Annotated in this window: 14 protein-coding genes; 4 read left to right on the top strand and 10 right to left on the bottom strand. The window is 72.7% G+C overall.

All coding sequences use genetic code 11. From position 1 onward, the window contains the following. Positions 1-2: 2 nt before the first annotated feature. The 3 genes from NLX85_RS11855 to NLX85_RS11845 form a co-directional block, all read right to left on the bottom strand. Positions 3-1,823 carry an ABC transporter ATP-binding protein gene (locus NLX85_RS11855; RefSeq protein ID WP_254334498.1) on the bottom strand — a complete coding sequence of 607 codons (1,821 nt, stop codon included), beginning with the start codon at positions 1,821-1,823 and terminating at the stop codon, positions 3-5. A gap of 10 nt (positions 1,824-1,833) precedes the next feature. Then, entirely contained in the window at positions 1,834-2,367 is a 534-nt protein-coding gene (locus tag NLX85_RS11850) for a TlpA disulfide reductase family protein (RefSeq protein WP_254334496.1), read from the bottom strand. 131 nt (positions 2,368-2,498) lie between these two features. Next, positions 2,499-2,684, bottom strand: a complete 186-nt coding sequence (locus NLX85_RS11845) for a hypothetical protein (RefSeq protein WP_254334494.1) — start codon at positions 2,682-2,684, stop codon at positions 2,499-2,501. 270 nt (positions 2,685-2,954) lie between these two features. On the opposite strand from NLX85_RS11845, the gene NLX85_RS11840 reads away from it, so the two are divergent. The 3 genes from NLX85_RS11840 to NLX85_RS11830 all read left to right on the top strand — a co-directional run bounded on the left by NLX85_RS11840 (position 2,955) and on the right by NLX85_RS11830 (position 6,627). Further along, positions 2,955-4,550, top strand: coding sequence for a helix-turn-helix domain-containing protein (locus tag NLX85_RS11840; RefSeq protein ID WP_254334493.1), 1,596 nt, complete (start codon positions 2,955-2,957; stop codon positions 4,548-4,550). A gap of 84 nt (positions 4,551-4,634) precedes the next feature. Beyond that, on the top strand, positions 4,635-5,969 hold the full coding sequence (locus tag NLX85_RS11835; protein ID WP_254334492.1) for a TrkH family potassium uptake protein: 1,335 nt from the start codon (positions 4,635-4,637) through the stop codon (positions 5,967-5,969). After that, complete coding sequence (locus NLX85_RS11830; RefSeq protein WP_254334491.1) at positions 5,959-6,627, top strand: TrkA family potassium uptake protein; 669 nt, start codon at positions 5,959-5,961, stop codon at positions 6,625-6,627. Before NLX85_RS11835 ends, NLX85_RS11830 begins: the two co-directional genes overlap by 11 nt. 50 nt (positions 6,628-6,677) lie before the next feature. Here the strand turns inward: NLX85_RS11830 and NLX85_RS11825 are convergent, their stop codons facing one another. The 7 genes from NLX85_RS11825 to NLX85_RS11795 form a co-directional block, all read right to left on the bottom strand. Then, positions 6,678-8,288 carry a serine/threonine-protein kinase gene (locus tag NLX85_RS11825; RefSeq protein ID WP_254334490.1) on the bottom strand — a complete coding sequence of 537 codons (1,611 nt, stop codon included), beginning with the start codon at positions 8,286-8,288 and terminating at the stop codon, positions 6,678-6,680. Between the two features lie 71 nt (positions 8,289-8,359). Beyond that, the gene (locus NLX85_RS11820) at positions 8,360-9,913 is read right to left on the bottom strand and encodes a fused MFS/spermidine synthase (RefSeq protein ID WP_254334489.1); all 1,554 of its coding nucleotides are present in this window, start codon (positions 9,911-9,913) and stop codon (positions 8,360-8,362) included. A gap of 36 nt (positions 9,914-9,949) precedes the next feature. After that, a complete protein-coding gene (locus NLX85_RS11815) occupies positions 9,950-10,990 on the bottom strand; it encodes a coiled-coil domain-containing protein (protein WP_374628078.1) in 1,041 nt (346 codons plus the stop codon). A 192-nt stretch (positions 10,991-11,182) separates the two neighbouring features. Next, positions 11,183-11,992 (bottom strand): inositol monophosphatase family protein, encoded by an 810-nt coding sequence (locus NLX85_RS11810; RefSeq protein WP_254334487.1) that lies wholly within the window; start codon positions 11,990-11,992, stop codon positions 11,183-11,185. Beyond that, positions 11,985-12,437 (bottom strand): response regulator, encoded by a 453-nt coding sequence (locus NLX85_RS11805; RefSeq protein WP_189195360.1) that lies wholly within the window; start codon positions 12,435-12,437, stop codon positions 11,985-11,987. The genes NLX85_RS11810 and NLX85_RS11805 overlap by 8 nt, the downstream gene beginning before the upstream one ends. Then, positions 12,434-14,176: an ATP-binding protein gene (locus NLX85_RS11800; RefSeq protein WP_254334485.1), complete on the bottom strand. Its 1,743-nt coding sequence runs from the start codon at positions 14,174-14,176 to the stop codon at positions 12,434-12,436. Before NLX85_RS11800 ends, NLX85_RS11805 begins: the two co-directional genes overlap by 4 nt. A gap of 114 nt (positions 14,177-14,290) precedes the next feature. After that, entirely contained in the window at positions 14,291-15,502 is a 1,212-nt protein-coding gene (locus NLX85_RS11795; protein ID WP_254334484.1) for a PP2C family protein-serine/threonine phosphatase, read from the bottom strand. 297 nt (positions 15,503-15,799) lie between these two features. On the opposite strand from NLX85_RS11795, the gene NLX85_RS11790 reads away from it, so the two are divergent. Next, the gene (locus tag NLX85_RS11790; protein ID WP_374628077.1) at positions 15,800-18,223 is read left to right on the top strand and encodes a M28 family peptidase; all 2,424 of its coding nucleotides are present in this window, start codon (positions 15,800-15,802) and stop codon (positions 18,221-18,223) included. Positions 18,224-18,251 lie beyond the last annotated feature (28 nt).

The following is an 18,251-nucleotide window of genomic DNA, read 5'->3' as shown; positions in this document are numbered from 1 at the left end:
ACTCATGCCGCGGCCTCCACGGTCGGGGCGCGGTAACCCGCCGCCTGCAACTCGAACAGGGCCGCGTACGCGCCCTCCGCGGCGATGAGCTCATCGTGGCTGCCACGTTCGGTGATCTCGCCCTCGGCGAGCACCACGATGGAATCTGCCTCCCGCACCACGCCGAGCCGGTGGGAGATCAGCAGACCCGTCCGGCCTCGCCGTGCGTCACGCAGCCTGGCATGCACGTCGTGTTCGGCCTCAGCGTCCAGCGCCGAGCTCGGTTCGTCGAGGATGAGCAGGTCCGACCGACCGAGGATCAGGCCCCGCGCGATTGCCAGGCGTTGCTGCTGGCCGCCGGAGAGCACGACACCGGTCTCGGCATCACCGTGTTCGGACTCGGCGAAGAAGATCCGGGTCAGCAGGGTCTCGTATCCGCGGGGCAGCTTGGCCAGGACGTCGTGGATGCCGGCGGTGCGTGCTGCCGCCTCGATCCGGGCCTGATCGGTCAGGGCGGTGAGGTCGCCCAGGGCGATGTTCTCCCGAGCGGTCAGGTCATAGGCCAGCGCATCCTGGAACACCGTACGGATCCGCTCCCGCAACCTGACGGGATCGAATTCCCGCAGGTCGACGCCGTCCCACAGCACCGCACCCCGGGTGGGGTCGTAGAGCCGGCAGAGAAGCTTGACCAGGGTCGACTTACCCGCACCGTTGAGACCCACCACTGCCGTGGTCGATCCTGCCGGGATCAGGAGGTTCACTCCGCGCAGGACCCACGGCTGATCGTCGGCGTAGCGGAACCAGACGTCACGCAGCTCGATTCCCTGGAGCAGCGGAGGAACGGGTCGAGGATGGGCGGGAACGGGGAGGTCGGGCCCCGCGTCGACCACGGTGAGGTAATGGCGGAACAGGAGAAGCGCCTGGTAGGCCGAGACGGTGTCGGTGACCAGACCGGCAAGGGCCGCCTGGACGCTGGCGACCGCGGCCACGACCAGCACGACGTCACCGACCGAGAGCTCGCCGCGCACGGCGGACCGCACCGTGAACAGCAGCAGGGCGCCAGTCACCCCTGCGCTCAGCAACGCCAGCACCGCCTGCACCGCCAGCTCGCGTCGGTCGATCCGGCGGTGCTCCCGGTTGATGGTGTCGATCTCCGTGGTCATGCGCCGCCACAGGTAGCGGCCGACTCCGAAGAGCCGGACCTCCTTGGCGGCGTCCGGGTTGGTGAGAAGGCTGGAGAAGAAAAGCTCCCGTCGTTGCGCCGGCCCGATTCGCGCCACCATGGCAGCCCGGCGTCGACTGACCGCGATCTCGGCCACCATGGCTGGTACCGCGCTGGCCAGCACCACCACCGCCATCCACGGGCCGAGCAGGAGCAGCGTGCCGGCGAAGCCGAGGACAGTGATCAACGATCGCAGCATCCCGAACCCGCTGTCGACCACCTCGCCGGGACCGTTGATGCCGGCGGACTGGGCGGTCTGCACATGGTCCAGGAAGGCCGGGTCCTCGAATCTCCGCAGGCCGATGAACTGGTCGACGGCCGCGTACAGCCGGCCCGTGCAGTCGAGGCGTACCCGGCGTTCCATTTCCAGCCTGAGATAGCGGATGGCGTGTGGAGCGAGCGCCGCCGCGACACCGATCGCGGCGAGTGTCGCGGCGAGGCCCACGATGTCCGACCAACTCACCGTGCCAGCGGCCAGCCGGTCGACGACCGCCTTGGTCAACCATGCCACGGCCAGCGGGGTCAGTCCGCCGAGGACTTGGGCGGACAGGTAGCCGGCGAGTTGTGCCGGCGCCGCGCGACGAGCGATTGCCAGCGCACGGTTGGCGGCGCGAACGACCATCGGCGTCGGTTCAGCGAGCCGACGGCAGCGCTGCGGCGTCGGCGTCGGTGATCGAGGCAAGCTCGAAGTCCGACACCTGCACCCGGCCACCTTCCGCCAGCACGAAGGCAGGGAAGCCGTCCACGGCGAAGGCCTGTTGCACCGGGCCCCGATCGGGCTCCACCACGACGGTCGCCACCGGCCGCAACTGCTCGAGCAGGGCGGCGGCCTCGTCCGGGCTGCCAGCGATGACGGCCAGGATGCCGTCCCGCCCACCGGGCCGGGAGGCCGCGTGCGCGACGAAACCGGGAAGCCGCTCCTTGCACGGGGAGCAGGACGGGGAGAAGAAGCCGACCAGCGGCCGGCTGCCCAGCGAGTCGAGCGTGACCGGATGTCCGTCGACGCTCTCGGCGAGGAAGTCGCCGATACGGGAGCCTGCCGGCAACGATACGGCGCTGTCGTCACGCCCAGCCCCGCCGCTGCGTAGCTTGGCAAGCTCGGCGGTGTGCTCGCGCAGCCGACGGATGACACCGAAGGTGAACAGAAGATTGACGGCGGCCAGCACCCCTACCAGGGCGGTGGCAACAGCTGAGTAGTCCATCGGGCTCCTCGTCAACAGGACGGACGCGGGTACGGGGGGTTGGCGCCCGTCGGAGCCGGCTGAGGCGCCCGGCTCCGACGGGCCGTTTCGCCTTGTCAGCAGCCTTCGCCGACGTACCGGCACGGCTTGCACGGGTACGCCGGGCAGCACCACTGGGTGTACAGCGAGAGACCGCGGCAGTAGCAGAACTTCTCGTAGCAGGTGTCGCTCGCGCGGGCCTCCACCCGGGGCACCACCATGCCGACGATCCGATCGGCGAGCGTCGTCACCATTCGAGTCACCGGAACCTCCTCACTCAAGGGTCGCCAGGTGCAACCGATGCATTCATCCAAGTCGTCGGATCACTACCGCACCATGACGTTGCGCCGGACGTTTCGAAGGACGTCGAGGAGGGCGCCGGCCGGGAATGTCTCCCGCGCCGGGAGGCGAGACGACGAGAATGACGCGGCTCGACAACGTAAGGCTCAGTTCTGACCGAGCCCCTTTCGAACCCCACCACCGGACGGCGCCTTCGAGTATCGTCGATTCGAGATACATCACGGGGAGTCAATATGTCGGACAGATTCGTCGGCCTGTTGCGGCGGCACCGCATACGGCGTCGATTGACGCAGGAGGCGCTTGCCGAGCGGGCGGGCATCAGCACACGTTCAGTCGGAGCGATCGAACGCGGGGCGGGGCGTGCTCCCCGACCACAGACGATCGAGCAGCTCGCCACCGCGCTCGCGCTGACGGGCGACGAGCGGGCCGACTTCGTCAGTGCCGGACACGCCCTTTTCTGGGCGAGTCGCCGGGACGAAGGCTCCGCGCGAGACGTCCTCGCGGAGGTGCCCCCTCGACCGGCGCCCGCCCAGGGAGACATGCCGCCGCGGCAACTGCCGGCGGACCTGCCCGATTTCGTGGGGCGAGCCGACGAGGTGGCGGAGTTGTGCTCCGCACTCAGCTGCCTCGACACCGGAGCCGTCCGCCTGGCCTCGGTGTCAGGGCCACCCGGCGTCGGCAAGACGGCGCTCGCGGTGCATGCGGCTCATCGCCTGGCCCCGCACTTTCCCGACGGACAGCTGTACGCGTCACTGCGCGGCACCAGCGACGACCCGGGCGAGGTGCTTGGGCAGTTGCTGTACACGTTGGGCTACGTCGGCACGGGCCTGCCCACCGGGCTGGACGCCCGTGCGGCGCTGTTTCGGGCCAGCCTCGCCGGCCGGCGAGTGCTGCTGGTCCTCGACGACGCGGCAGGACATCGGCAGATCGAACCGTTGATCCCGTCGGACGGCAGCGCCGTGCTCCTGACGAGCCGGCTGCCGTTGACCGGAATTCCCGGCATCACGACCATCGATCTCGGCCCGCTGGACGCGGCGACGGCGGTCGAGCTGATGTCTCGGGTGGTCGGTGCCCAGCGGATTCACGCTCACCTCGCCGCCGCCCGTCAGCTCGTGGCCATCTGCGGCGGGCTGCCACTCGCGGTGCGGATCGCGGCCGCCCGGCTGGCGGCCCGTCCGTGCTGGACGGTGGAGACGTTCACCGACCGCCTCGCCGACAAGCGGCGTCGGCTGGACGAGCTGCGCCATGGCGACCTTGCGCTCCGGCCCGGTCTCGAACTGGCGTACGGAGCGCTCAGTCCAGTGGCCCGGCGGGCCTTCGCACTGCTCGGCGCGCTGGAGGTGCCCTCGTTCCCGGAGTGGTTCCCGGCCGCGCTGCTCGGCACCACTCCGGCCAGGGGTGCCGCAGCCCTCGACGAACTGATCGACGCTCGCCTGCTGGAAACACTCGGTCCGGATCCGGCCGGTCGGCCACGGTTCCGCCTCCACGACGTCACCCGTCTGTTCGCCAGGGAGCGGCGCGAGGCCGAGATCGACCAAGGCGAGTGGGCGGACGGGTTGAGCCGTCTCGGGTTGACCTTCCTCGCGCTGGACCGGCTGGCGTGCCACCGGCGAGCGGGCGGGCTGCTCGGCGGGGCCGAACTCGCTTCCCGGGTCACGCCGGCGCCTCCGCCGTCGGCCGCCGCGGCGCCGATCGACTGGTACGAGGCTGAGCGGGAGACAGTTGCGGTGCTGGCGCGGACGTGCCTCGCTGCCGGGCTGACCGCGCTCGCCCGGGAGCTTGCCAGCTCCCGGGCCAAGGCGCACGAGGGCATGCTCAGCGCCGGCTGACCCGGTCACCTCGGCACGCGAACGTTCGGCGGCAGTTGGTCGGTTCCTGACCTGCCGGTGAATGTCCGGGCGGAAGATGACCTGGTGCGCCGCCTGCTCCGGAATCCCGTACGGCTGGTGCCGTTCGGGTTCCTGGCGGTGATCCTGCTCGGCACCGGCCTGCTGATGCTGCCCCAGGCCACCAGCGAGAGCCGCTTCACCCCGTTCGTCATCGCGCTGTTCACCTCGACCTCGGCGGTCTCGGTCACCGGCCTCGCCGTCAACGACACGCCGAACTACTGGAACGACTTCGGCCTGGCCATGATCACCGTGCTGACCCAGCTCGGCGGCCTGGGCATCCTGACCGTCGCGGCGCTGGTGATCCTGGTGGTGTCCCGGCAGCTCGGCCTGCGCAACCGGCTGCTGGTGCAGGCCGAGACCGCGGAGTTCGGCGTGGGCGACGTCGGCTGGCTGCTGGTCCGGATCATCGCGACGGTCTTCGCCACCGAGGCGGTGATGACCGCGATCATCACCGGCCGGCTCTGGCTGGTCTACGACTATCCACCCGGGCGGGCGCTCTGGTACGCCGCCTTCCACGCGATCCAGGCGTTCAACAACGGCGGCTTCACCCTCTACTCGGACGGCCTGGTCGCCTTCTCCCGCGACCCGTGGGTGGCGCTGCCGCTGAGCCTCGGCGCCATCGTCGGCGGCCTGGGCTTCCCGGCGCTGTTCGAGGCCGTCCGGGAGTGGCGCGGCCCGAACCGCTGGGCGGTCGCCACGAAGCTGACCATCTGGGGCACCGTCGCGCTGATCGGGTTGGGCTTCGGCTTCCTGCTGCTCTCCGAGTGGACCAATCCCGCCACCATCGGCACCTACGACACCCCCGGCAAGGTGCTGGCCTCGTTCACCCAGATCGCGCTGAGCCGCACCGGCGGGTTCGACGTGATCAACGTGGACCAGCTCAGCAACGAGAGCTACCCGCTGCTCATCGTGCTGATGTTCATCGGCGGCGGCAGCGCCAGCACCGCGGGCGGCATCAAGGTCTCCACGTTCTTCCTGCTCGGCTTCGTGATCTGGGCCGAGCTGCGGGGCGAGCCGGACGTGAACGTGGGTGGCCGGCGGGTGGCCACGGCCAGCCAGCGCCAGGCGCTCACCGTGACGCTGCTCAGCGTGGCGTTGGTCGTCCTCGGGACGATCCTGCTGATCGTGTTCACCGCCGACCTGCGCAACTTCGCGGCGCTCTTCGAGGTGACCTCCGCGTTCAGCACCACGGGCCTCTCCACCGGCCTCTCCCCGGAGCTGTCGCGGCCCGGCAAGTACGTGCTCATCGTGCTGATGTTCATCGGCCGGGTCGGCCCGCTCACCCTCGGGTCCGCGATCGCGTTGAACACCCGGCGACACCTGTACCGCTACCCGGAGGAGCAACCCATTGTCGGCTAGGAGGACGGACGACAACAGCGTCGTGGTGATCGGCCTGGGCCGGTTCGGCTCCCGGCTCGCCGGCTCGCTGCTGCAACTCGACCAGGATGTGCTCGCCATCGACCACGAGCAGGACCGGGTGCAGCGCTGGGCGTCCCGGCTGGACCGGGTGGTGCAGGCGGACACCACCGAGGAGAACGTGCTGCGCCAGGTGGGCGTGGCGGACTTCCAGCGGGTGGTGGTGGCCATCGGCAAGTCGGTCGAGGCGAGTGTGCTCACCGTGCTGGCGCTGACCGAGCTGGGCATCCCGCAGATCTGGGGGCGGGCCACCTCGGAGAAGCACGCCAAGATCCTGCACTCGGTGGGCGCGCACCACATCATCTTTCCGGAGGCGGAGACCGGCGAACGGGTCGCGCACCTGATCGTCAGCCGGATGCTCGACTTCATCGAGTTCGACGACGACTTCGCCATCGCCAAGGTCCGGGTGCCCGCGTCGCTGGTCGGCCGGCCGCTGCGCGAGCTGACCCCGACCGACCGGTACGGGGTGATGGTCATCGGCGCGAAGCCCCCCGGCGAGCCGTTCCACTATGCCGGCCCGGACACCGTCCTCCAGCCGGACAGCGTGCTCATCGTGGAGGGCGCGATCGCCCGGGTGCAGCAGTTCGCCGCGCTGGGCTGACCGTCACTTCTTCTTGTCCCTGCCGCCGTGCCCACCCCCCTTCGGCCGGGCTACCTGCCTTTTCCCTTACCGCTCTCCTTGCCCTTGCCGGCCTTGTCGGTCTTGGCCTTGCCGGCGGTGCCGCTCTTCGCGGCGGTCTTGGCGGGTGCCTTCGCGGGCGCCTTCGCCGGCGGCGTGGTGGTCGGCGGCGTCGTCGTCGGCACCGAGCCGGCCACGCCGGACACCTGCACGCCGCAGGTGCTGTCCCCGACCTTGAACTGCACCGGCAGGGGGTTGCTTCCGGTGTAGCTGCCGGTCAGCGAGACCTTCTTCGAGGCGCCCGGGGCGAGCGCGGCCTCCGCGGCCGGCGCCTGGAGCAGCACCGTGTTGCCCTGCTGGCGTACCGCCGGCTGGGCCGTCCCGACCGTCTGCTTCCCGGGGAAGGTGAAGCTCATGGTCCAGTCGCGCAGCTCGCGGGTGCCGGTGTTGGTGAGGGTCAGGTCTGCGGTGAAGTCCTTGCCGGAGTCGCGGCGGAGCACGTAGTCGACGGCACACGGGACCGGCTCGGGCAGCCCCATCCGGACCTCCGTCGGCTCCACCCCACCGCTGGCCGGGCTCTTCGAGGTCATCCCCCACAGGGTCGCGGTGACCGCGATGAGGCCGGCGGCGGCCACCCCGGCCTCCACCTTGCGCCGGCGGGCCGCGGCACGGCGGGTACGGGTGCGGACGGCCGAGAAGGGCAGCGCGTCGGTCGCCGTGGACCAGGGCAGGATGGTGGTGCCCGCGTTCTCCGTCAGCGCCGGGTCGAACTGGCCGAGCGCCGGGGAGACCGGCACGATCGCCGCGATCCCGGCGGCCTCGGCCAGCGTACGGGCCACCTCGGCGGTCGCCGGGCGGTCCTCGGGGCGCTTCGCCAGGCAGCGCCGGACCAGCTCGGCGACCTCGTCGGGGAGGCCCACCACCGGGGGCATCGGGTCCGGCTCGTTGTACATGTGGGCGCGGAGCATCTGGGTGGTGGTGCTGGCCCGCCAGGGCAGCCGGCCGGTGAGCATCCGGTAGAGCAGCAGGCCGACCGCGTAGACGTCGGTGGCCGGGGAGACCTGGCCGTTGTCCAGCCGCTCCGGGGCCAGGTAGGCGGGCGTGCCGAGCAGCGCGCCGTCCGGGCCCTTCTCGCTCTCCCCCACCAGCGCCGAGATGCCGAAGTCGACGACCTTCACCCCGGTCGAGGTGAGCATGACGTTGCCGGGGGTCACGTCCCGGTGCACCACGCCCCGGGCGTGCGCGGTGGCCAGCGCCGACGCCACCTCCGCGCCGATCGTCACCGCCTCCCGCCAGGGCAGCTGACCGCCCCGCCCGAGCCGGCTGCTCAGCGGCCCGCCGTCGACCAGTTCCATCACCACGTACGGGACGGTCAGGCCGACCTGCTGGGACTCGCCGTAGTCGTACACGTTGGTGATGTTGGGGTGGCAGAGCCGCGCGGCGGCCTGCGCCTCGATCCGGATCCGATGCCGGAACGCCTTGTCGCTCGCCAGCCGCGAGGCGAGCACCTTGATCGCCACCTGCCGGCCGAGCACCTCGTCGTAGCCGCGCCAGACGACCGACATGCCCCCCGCGCCGAGCTGCTCGACCAGCCGATACCGCTCACCGAGCAGCTGCGCGCCGTTCCTGACCGCTGCACCCATGGTCGGTCCAGTTGCCCGTGGTCGGCCCTCGTACACCTGGAGGGTCGAAATCGGTCAGCAAAGTCACCCGTTCAGGCGGTCGCCAGGAGCTGGTCCACGGGGGCGAAGTCGTCGGTGAGCACCAGCGCGTCCCCCACGAACGCCGCCAGCTTGTCCCCGTCGAGCAGCCGGGCCGGCTCGGGGAGCAGCCGCAGCTGGGCCGGGATCCCGGCCAGCGGCAGCGGCGCGTCCGAGGCCACGATCAGGAAGTTCGCGCCGTGCTGCCCGGCGATCGCGCCGGGCGGGGCGATCAGCGCGACGTTGCGGAACTCGGCGGCGACGGTGGCCAGTTCGGCCCGGATGAACCGGCCCGGCGGGTGGTCGATGACGTTCTGCACGTAGATCCCGTCCGGGCGGAGCACCCGGCGGATGTCGGCGGCCATCTCCCGGGTGGCCAGGTGCCAGGGCACCACCAGGTGACCGAACGCGTCACCGACGATGAAGTCGCGGCTGTCGGCGGGCTCGGCGCCGAGCAGCACCCGCGCGTCCCCCACCCGGGCGCGCAACTGCGGCCCGGTGCGCACGCCCAGCTCCCGCCGGTCCAGCTCGACCAGGCCGCCGTCGATCTCGAAGACCAGGTTGTCGCTGCCCGGCCGGGTCGCGGCCAGGTAGCGCGGCATGGTGAAGCCGCCGCCGCCCAGATGCAGCGCGTCCATCCGCTGCTTCGGCGGCCGGGCCAGGTCCGCGACCAGGCCGATCCACTGCGTGTACGCGTACTTCAGGTGGGTCGGGTCGGCCAGGTCCACGTACGAGTGCTCCGCCGAGTTGAGGTAGAGCGTCCGCCCCTGGGTCCACTGCCCGTCCACCTCCACCCGGGCGCAGTGGTACGCGGTCTCCACGTCGCACGGGTTCGGGGCGACCGCGGACAGGCCGGCCCCGGCCAGGCCGAGCACCGCCAGGGCCGCCTTCGCGCGGGTCGGACCGGGCAGCCCCGTCCCCGACCCCCGGCGCAGGTACGCCCCCAGCACCAGCCCGGTCACCCCCAGCACGCCGGCCAGCGCCAGCACGATGACGGTGCTGGGCAGCGCCGCCACCAGCACGAAGCCGGTGGCCAGGGTGGCGGTGATGCCGCCCAGGGTGCCGATGCCGGAGAGCCGGCCGACCACCTGGCCGGTGCGGCGCAGGTCGGCGAGCTGGAGCTTCACGACCAGCGGGGTGACTCCGGCCAGCAGCGCCGCCGGCAGCAGCACCGCCAGCGCGGTCAGCAGGAGCACCGCGCTCGCCGCCCCGCCGCGCAGGGCCTCACCGGCGTACCGGACCACCGGCAGGGTGACCGCGGTGGCGATGCCGGCCAGCACCAGGGCCGGGGCGAGCAGGGTGCGGGGGTCCCGCCGGTCGGCCAGCCAACCGCCCATCCACGCCCCGTACGCGATGGCGGCCAGCGCCATGCCGATCACCGAGCTGGTCACCTGGAGGGTCACCCCGACGTACGGGCCGACCAGGCGGAGCGAGACCGTCTCCAGCACCAGCACCGCCCCGCTGGAGAGGAAGACCAGGAACGCGGCGAGCCCGTTCGGCAGGGCCCGGGGCGGGACCGGCGCGCTCGGCGCCGGCTCCGCGACGACGTCGGACGATGTGCTGCTCACCGTGGCGATGCTACGCAGCGTTCCTCGAAGGAGAGGTCAATACATCGAGATGTGAACATGGTTTGTGTGGTCCGCGGCGGGACTGCCGCCCCCGCTGTACGCCCGCCAGCCCGTGTTCGGCATCCAGATCTGGCGGTACCAGATGACGTACATGATGCCGAGCCGGCTGGCGTTGTTCTTGGCCCAGGAGGCGAGGCTGTCCCCGTAGGACTTGTCGCCGCCAGTCGCGGAGACGTCCTCGAAGCCGCCTGTGGCGGCGGAGAAGTCGCAGGCCCGGCCCTTGGGATGCTCGCCGTCCCCGCCGCTGCGGTGACAGGAAACGTAACGCTTGTAGCCGGCCGCCTGGGCCTGCTGGAGCATGTGCAGGGTGCGCGGGGTGATGCAGCCGTCGGCCGGCGTCGGGTCGTTCACCGAGCAGGACTCCGACGGCCACGAGCCGTCCGGGTTGCGGGGCGCCGGCTTGGCCGACGACGAGCCGCCGCTGAAACCGGAGCCGGAGCCGGAGCTGACCTTCGCGAGCGCCACCTCGGCGTCCCGCTTCTTCTTGGCCAGCACGGCGAGCTGCTTCTGCTGCTCCCGGACCTCGGTGTCGATGGCCACCTTGGCCTCGGCCGCCTGGGACTTCGCCTCGTTGAGGTCGTGCAGGCGCTTGCTGTCCCGCTGGGCCATCATGTCCAGCTCGGCCGCCCGCTGGAGGAACGCGTCCGGGTCGGAGCTGGCCAGCAGCATCGACACCGGGGTCAGCCGGCCCAGCCGGTAGGACTGCCCGGCCACCTCGCCGACCTGCGCGGTCAGCTCCACCAGGCGTACCTCCAGCTGCTTGAGCTGGCCGGTCAGCGCGGCCTGCCGGCGCTTGGAGTTGTCCAGCCGGTTCTTGGCCTCGATGTGGCCCTTCGCCGCCGCCTCCAGGGCCGCCCGGAGCTGCTTGCTGCCGCCCTCGTTCGGGGCGCTCGGGGTGGGCGCCGCGGCGGCCGCCCCGGCGGGGGCGGGACCGGCGCCCAGCAGCAGGGCCGTCGCGGCGAGCAGGGCGAACAACGACCGGCGGACGCGCCGGCGGGTGAGCCTGGTCCTGGGCACGTGAAGGTCCTTCCGTCGACCGCCGGCCCCCGAGTCGACCTTGCGCGGCGGCGGCTCCACCGGCGCCGGGCGGCGGCCTGCTGGCGGAGACCGCCGGTCACGATACCGGACCGTACGCTCCGCGCCACGCCCCCGACCTCGGTGGACGCGGATCGTCGACGGACCGTGCCGGGGCCGTCGCGGACCGCACCGTCAGCCGCCCAGCAGGGCGGCCCGGACCTCGTCCCAGATCTCCTCGCTGGCCGCGACCAGCAGGCCCTTGCCGTCGTCGGCCGGGTGGTAGTCGGTGCCGTCGAAACGGCGGGCCACCCCGCCGGCCTCCCGGACCAGCAACGTGCCCGGGGCGTGGTCCCAGGGCAGGGTGCGCCAGAACAGCACGAACTGCTGCGCGCCGGTGAGCACGTCCAGATATTCCCGGCCGGCGCAGTGCTGGCCGGGCAGCAGCTCGCCAAGCCGCTCGCCGCCCGCCTCCACGCTGCGGCGGAAGTCCGGGGGCAGGAAACGGGTCATGGCGGTGCCGCGCAGCGCGCCGGGCAACGACTCCCGCCCGGCCGTACGGGCCGGCGTGCCGTCCAGCCAGGTGCCGTCGCCCGCCCGGCAGGTGGCCATCGTGCCGTCCAGCGGGTCGTAGACCCACGAGGCGGCCGGCACCCCGTCGGTCAGCAGCGCCACCATCAGGGCGAACGGGCGCCGGCCGGCGGCGAAGTTGGAGGTGCCGTCCACCGGGTCGACCAGCCAGACGTCACCGGCACCCCGCAGGTGCCGCAGCAGGCTCGGGTCCTCGGCAACCGCCTCCTCGCCGACCACCACGGAATCGGGACGCAGCCGGCGCAGCCCGGCCGAGATCAACGCCTCGGCCTTGCGGTCGGCGACGGTGACCACCTCACCGGGTGCCTTCTCGGAGATGTCGGCGTCGTCGAGGCGGCGGAACAGCGGCACCACGACGTCGGCCGCGGCCTCCCGCAGCAGCGCGCCGACCTCCTCCAGCAGCGGGTCAGCCACGCGGCGGCAGCTTGACCACGCTGACGAAGAACTCGTCGATCTGGCGGACCACCGAGATGAAGCGCTCGAAGTCCACCGGCTTGGTCACGTAGGCGTTGGCGTGCAGCTGGTAGCTGCGCAGGATGTCCTCGTCGGCCTGGGAGGTGGTGAGCACCACGACCGGGATCCGGCAGAGCTGCTCGTCCTTCTTGATCTCCGCCAGCACCTCCCGGCCGTCCCGGCGGGGCAGGTTCAGGTCGAGCAGCACCAGGTCGGGGGTCACCGCGTCCGCGTACTGGCCCTCGCGGCGCAGGTAGGCCAGCGCCTCGGCGCCGTCCGAGACGACCGTGAGGCGGTTGCGGAGCTTGTGCTCCTCGAACGCCTCCTGGGTCATCAGCACGTCACCCGGGTCGTCCTCGACGAGCAGGACCTCGATCGGGCTCTTGCCGTCCGCCGGCGCGGTCATCCCACCGTCTCCTTCATGCCACCCGTTGTACCGTCCCGGGCCGCCCCCTCGGGCGTCTCTTCGCGTCCCGCGCCGTCCGGCTGCCGCGCCACACTCACCGCGGCCTCCTCGGCGCCGTCGTCCCCGGTCGTCTCCGGGTCCCCGGTCGACTCCTCAACCGCGGCCCGCTCCGCCGCCCGCGCCGCCTCGACGTCCTCCGGCAGGGCCGGGAGGGTGAACCGGATCGTGGTGCCCTCCGGGGTCTCGGTGTCCACCCAGACCCGGCCGCCGTGGTATTCCACGATCTTCTTGACGATGGCCAGCCCGATGCCGGTGCCCGGGTACGCGTCCTTGGAGTGCAGCCGCTGGAAGATCACGAAGATCTTGTCGGCGAACTCCGGTTCGATCCCGATGCCGTTGTCCCGGCAGCTGATCTCCCACTCGTCGTCGACCAGCCGGGCGGAGACGTGCACCTTCGGCGGCACGTCCGGCCGGCGGAACTTGATCGAGTTGCTGACCAGGTTGGCCAGCAGGTTCGTCAGCAGCGGCTCCTCGCCGCGGATCACCGGCAGCCGGTCCCAGGTCAGCTCGGCGTCGGCGTACTGCCGGGCCGCCTCGGTCTGCCCCGCCACATCGCCCATCACCTTGTTCAGGTCGACCTCGGTGAAGCCGGTGGTGAGCCGGCCGATCCGGGAGAACGCGAGCAGGTCGTTGATCAGCCGCTGCATCCGCTGCGCGCCGTCCACCGCGAAGGCGATGTACTGGTCGGCCCGCTCGTCGAGCTGACCCGAGTAGCGCCGCTGGAGGAGCTGGCAGAAGCTGGCCACCTTGCGCAGCGGCTCCTGGAGGTCGTGCGAGGCGACGTACGCGAACTGCTCCAGGTCGCGGTTGGAGCGGGTCAGCTCCTCGGCCTGCTTCTGGAGCTGGCTGTTGACCCACTCGATGCGCTCGCGGGCCTCGCGTACCTCGTCCAGCTCCCGGGCGATCTTCTGCCGCATGATGTCGATGTCGTCGGCGAGCAGGCGGAACTCCGGCGGGCCGGACCCCTCGATGCGGTGCCGGTAGTCGCCCGAAGCGACCTCGCGCACCTGACCGACCAGGCCGGCAAGCGGCCGGATCAGGATCCGGTCCAGCGAGAGCAGCAGCACCGCGCCGGCCACCGCCACCACGAGGGCCGCGATGATCAGGAGCACCACCAGCACGTTGCTTGTCGCGTTGACCTTGTCGGCGGTCTCCTGCCGGACCTCCAGGATCTCGCCCTGGAGGCCGTCCACCGCGGACCGGATGCCGTCGAACTGCTGCCGGGTCTGGTCGGTGATCAGCGCCTGGCCGGCGGCCGGGCCGCTGCGCTCGGTGGTGCTGATCACCGGCTCGGCGACGCCGGACCGCCACTGCGCCGACCGCTGCTCGACGACGTCCAGCGCGTCCAGCACGTCCGGGTAGTCGACGGCCAGCTTCCGCATCTCCGCGAAGGTGTCCCGCTCCCGGTCCACACCCGCCTGGTAGGGCTCCAGGTCCTTGCGGTCGGCGTTCACCGCGTAGCCGCGGACGGCCGTCTCCTGGTCGAGCAGGGCGCTCATCAGCTCCTGCGCCTGGACCCGCAGCGGGCCGGTCTTGAGCAGCACCGCGTCGATGTTCTGCCGGTTCTTGGCGGCGAGGGTCGCCTCGGCCGCGGCCAGCCCGAGCAGCAGCACCAGCACCACGCCGAGCAGCGCGCCGACCCGCCGCCGCAGGGTCCACCCCTGCTGGTACGCCTTCACAGCACAGTCTCCGTTCGCGACTGCGGGGCTCGCAGAACCGGCTCACTCCTCGCGCTCACCGAACAGTCTCCGTTCGCGACTGCGGGGCTCGCAGAACCGGCTCACTCCTCGCGCTCACCGGCCACCGCCGCGGCTGACCAGCAGCATGGCCACGTCGTCGGCGAGCGGGCCGCCGTTGAGCTGCTCGGCGCGGCCGACCAGCCAGGCGGGCAGCTCGGCCAGGGGCACCGCGCGGTTGGCGGGGTCGGCGAGCAGATCGGTCAGTCCCGGCACGTCCAGCCGGTCGTCACCGGTGCCCACCCGACCCTCGATGAGGCCGTCGGTGTACATCAGCAGGGACCAGTCATCGGTGTCGAACTCCAGGTCGAAGGCAACGGGTCGGCGCGGCCGTACGCCCAGCAGCAGACCGCCCTTGGCCGGCACCGGGGCGACCTTACCCCCGCTGAGCAGCAGCGGCGGCGGATGACCGGCGAGTCGCACGGTGGCCCGGTCGGCGGCCAGGTCGAGCCGGGCGGTGGCCACCGTGGCGAAGATCTCCTGGAGCCGGCGCTCGCTCATCAGCACCTGCTCCAACGCGGGCAGCACCTCGTCGTCCGGCACCCCGGCCAGGACCAGGGCCCGCCAGGCGACCCGCAGCTCGACGCCGAGGGCGGCCTCGTCCACGCCGTGGCCGCAGACGTCGCCGACGATCAGGTCGATCCGGTCCGGCCGGGTCTGCACCACGTCGTAGAAGTCGCCGCCGATCAGCGCGGCGTGCCGGCCCGGCCGGTAGAAGGTGTGCACCGACACCTGGTCGGTGGTCATCAGCGGCTGGGGCAGCAGGCCGCGCTCCAGGCGCGCCGACTCGGCCTGGCGCAGCTCCACCTCGCGCAGCCGGCGGGCGTTCTCGTCGGCCCGCTTGCGCTCGACCGCGTAGCGCAGCGCCCGGGTCAGCAGGACCCCGTCGACCTGCCCCTTGACCAGGTAGTCCTGTGCGCCCTCGGCGACCGCGACGATGCCCAGGTGCTCGTCGGAGCGGCCGGTGAGCACGCAGACCGCCGCCCCGCTGGCCATCTCCAGCACCTGGCGGAGCCCGTCCAGGCCCTGCGCGTCGGGCAGACCCAGGTCGAGCAGGACGCAGTCGACCCCCATGACCCGCTGCCGGGCCTCACTGAGACTGGTGGCGATCAGCAGGTCGATCATCGAGTTGGTCTCGGCGAGCAGCTCGCCGACCAGGAAGGCGTCGCCCTCGTCGTCCTCGACCAGCAGGACCCGCAGCCGCTCGCCGGGCGGCACGCTGGCGTAGTGCCCGAGCCCGGCCTGCGGCACGACGGGGGCACCCGGCATACCGGTCCCCCGGTGCGGCCGGGTCACCGCCGCGAGACGCGGGAGTTCGCTGGTGATGTCGGGGCTCCTTCCGAATGCCCTGCTGATCCTGTATCAGACAACGGTCGCACACAACACGACCGGAGTCGGCGCGGGCGGGGCGAGCGAAACCCACCCCACGGACAGCGGCACGGCCGGGGACCGATGTTACGCCGCGACCCGCCCGCGACCCGGAGCGCACCGGCCGGCGGGAGTGCCGCCGCAGGCCGCGGGGGTGCAGGATGATGCCCACCCCCGAACCACCCCGAGGAGTCATCCGTGGGCGTACCCCCCACCCGCCCCGTCGACCGTGCGCCGGCGCGGCCGGGCATCCGTCCCACCCGGCCAGCGGACCGGGCGCTGTCCCGGCCGCGTCGGCGGCTGCCCGCCGCGCTCGCGGCGCTCGCCGCCCTGCTCGCCGTCGGCGCCGGCGTCCTGGTCGACCTGGCCACCCCGGCGCCGCGCCCCGCCGACGCGCCCGCGGACGCGTTCAGCGCCGAGCGGGCGTACCAGAACGTCAAGGTCATCGGGGCGCGGCCGCACGTGGCCGGCAGCGCCGCCAACGACCAGGTCCGCGAGCACGTCGTGGGCGTGCTGCGCGGGTTGGGCCTGGAGACCGAGGTGCAGGACACCGTGGCTCCGGAGGCCGGGCAGCTCAGCGGGGCGGCCGGCGGCGCGACCCTGGCCCGGGTGCGCAACGTGGTGGCCCGGCTGCCCGGCACCGACCCCACGGGGCGGGTCTTCCTGGTGGCCCACTACGACTCGGTGCAGTCCGGGCCGGGCGGCAACGACGACGCGGCCGGCACCTCCACCATCCTGGAGGTGGCCCGGGCGCTGGCCGCCGGCCCGCGTCCCCGCAACGACGTGGTCCTCGTGCTCACCGACGCGGAGGAGGCGTGCCTGTGCGGAGCCGCCGGCTTCGCCGCCGACCACCCGCTGGCCGCCGACGGCGGCGTGGTGCTCAACCTGGAGGCGCGCGGCTCCACCGGTCCCGTGATCATGTTCGAGACGTCCCGGAACAACGCGAAGCTGGTGGAGGCCTTCGGCCGGGCCGCCCCGCACCCGGTGGGCACCTCGTTCGCGGTGGAGATCTACCGGGCGCTGCCCAACGACACCGACTTCACCGCGTTCCTCGACAAGCGGTTCGTCGGCCTGAACTCGGCGTACATCGACGGGGGCGCGGTCTACCACACCCCGCTCGACGTGCCGGCCGCGATGAACCGGGGCAGCCTCCAGATGCACGGCGACAACGCCCTCGGTCTGGCCCGCGAGTTCGGCCGGACCGACCTGCGCGACCTGGGCTCCGACCACGACGACACCTACTTCCCGGTGCCCGGCGGGCTGGTCCGCTACCCCGGTTGGCTGACCCTGCCGCTGGCGCTGGCCGCCCTGCTCGCGGTCGGCGTGCTCGGCTGGCTGCTGCGCCGGCACGGCCGGGCCACCGCCGGACGGCTCGCGGCCGGCGCCGGGCTGGCCCTGGTGCCGGTCGTCGCCGCCCCGCTGGGCGCGTGGCTGCTCTGGACCGCGGTCACCACCGTCCGCCCCGGCTACGCCGAGCTGCTCGACCCGTACCGGCCGGTCTGGTACCGGCTCGCCGTGGTCGCGCTCGCCGCCGCGATCCTGTTCACCTGGTACGCGCTGACCCGCCGCTGGGCCGGCCCGGCCGCCCTGGCCTTCGGCGGGCTGGTCTGGCTGGCCCTGTTCGGGGTGCTGCTCGCCGTGCTGGTGCCCGGTGGCGCGTACCTGACGACCCTGCCCGCCCTGGCCGGCGCGCTGGCCGGGATGGCGGCGCTGGCCACCCGGCAGGACGGCCCCTGGCCGGTGGTCGCGGTGACCCTGGCCGGCGCCGTGGGCGTGGTGATCCTGCTGCCCACCGTGGTGCTGCTCTTCCCCGCGCTCGGCATGGGCATGGGTGGGGTGGCGGCGCTCTTCGCGGTGCTGCTCGGGCTGGCCGCGCTGCCCGTGGTGGACCTGCTGCACCCGCAGGCCGGCGGCCAGCGCGGCCTGGGGGCGCTGCGGGCCCGCCGGCTGGGCGTGCTGCCGGCCGGCGCCGCCGCGCTCGCCGCCGTGGTGCTCGCCGGCGTCGGCCTGGCCGTGGACCGCTTCGACGCCGCCCACCCCGTGCCGACCCACCTGATGTACGCCCTCGACGCCGGCACCGGCACGGCCCGGTGGCTCAGCCACGAGGACGACCCGCAGCCGTGGACCGACGGCTACGTCGACGGCACCGTCTCGGTGGCCGACGACTTCCCGGGGCTGGGTGACGGTGAGCTGCGGGCCGGGCCGGCGCAGGCGGCGGACCTGCCCGCCCCGAAGCTGGAGACGATCTCCGACACCCGCTCGGGAGACCAGCGGGTGCTGCGGGTCCGGGTGCTGCCCCAGCGTCCGGTCCGGCTGCTGACCCTGCACGTGGACACGTCCACGGCCGAGGTGCGCTCGGCGACGGTGGCCGGGCGGGACGTGCCGGTCAAGGCCCGCGACGGCCGGTGGGGCTTCGGCGTCGTCTTCCACGCCCCGCCGCCGGAGGGCGTCGAGGTCACCCTGACCCTGGTGCCGAAGGCGGGACAGGTGAACCTGCGGGCGATGGACGCCAGCGACGGGCTGGGCGGGCTGCCCGGGTTCCGGGCCCGGCCGGCGGACGTCGGCGTGGTCGGCTCGCACAGCTCGGAGATGCTGGCGGTGGCGCGGACCTATCTCCTGTAGAAGAAGTTCCGGGACGGATGTCGAGGGG

This window comes from Micromonospora sp. A3M-1-15 (assembly GCF_024213425.1).
Classification (GTDB): Bacteria; Actinomycetota; Actinomycetes; order Mycobacteriales; family Micromonosporaceae; genus Micromonospora; species Micromonospora chersina.
Note: the sequence above shows the minus strand (reverse complement) of the source record. Positions and strands in the feature narration are given on the sequence as shown.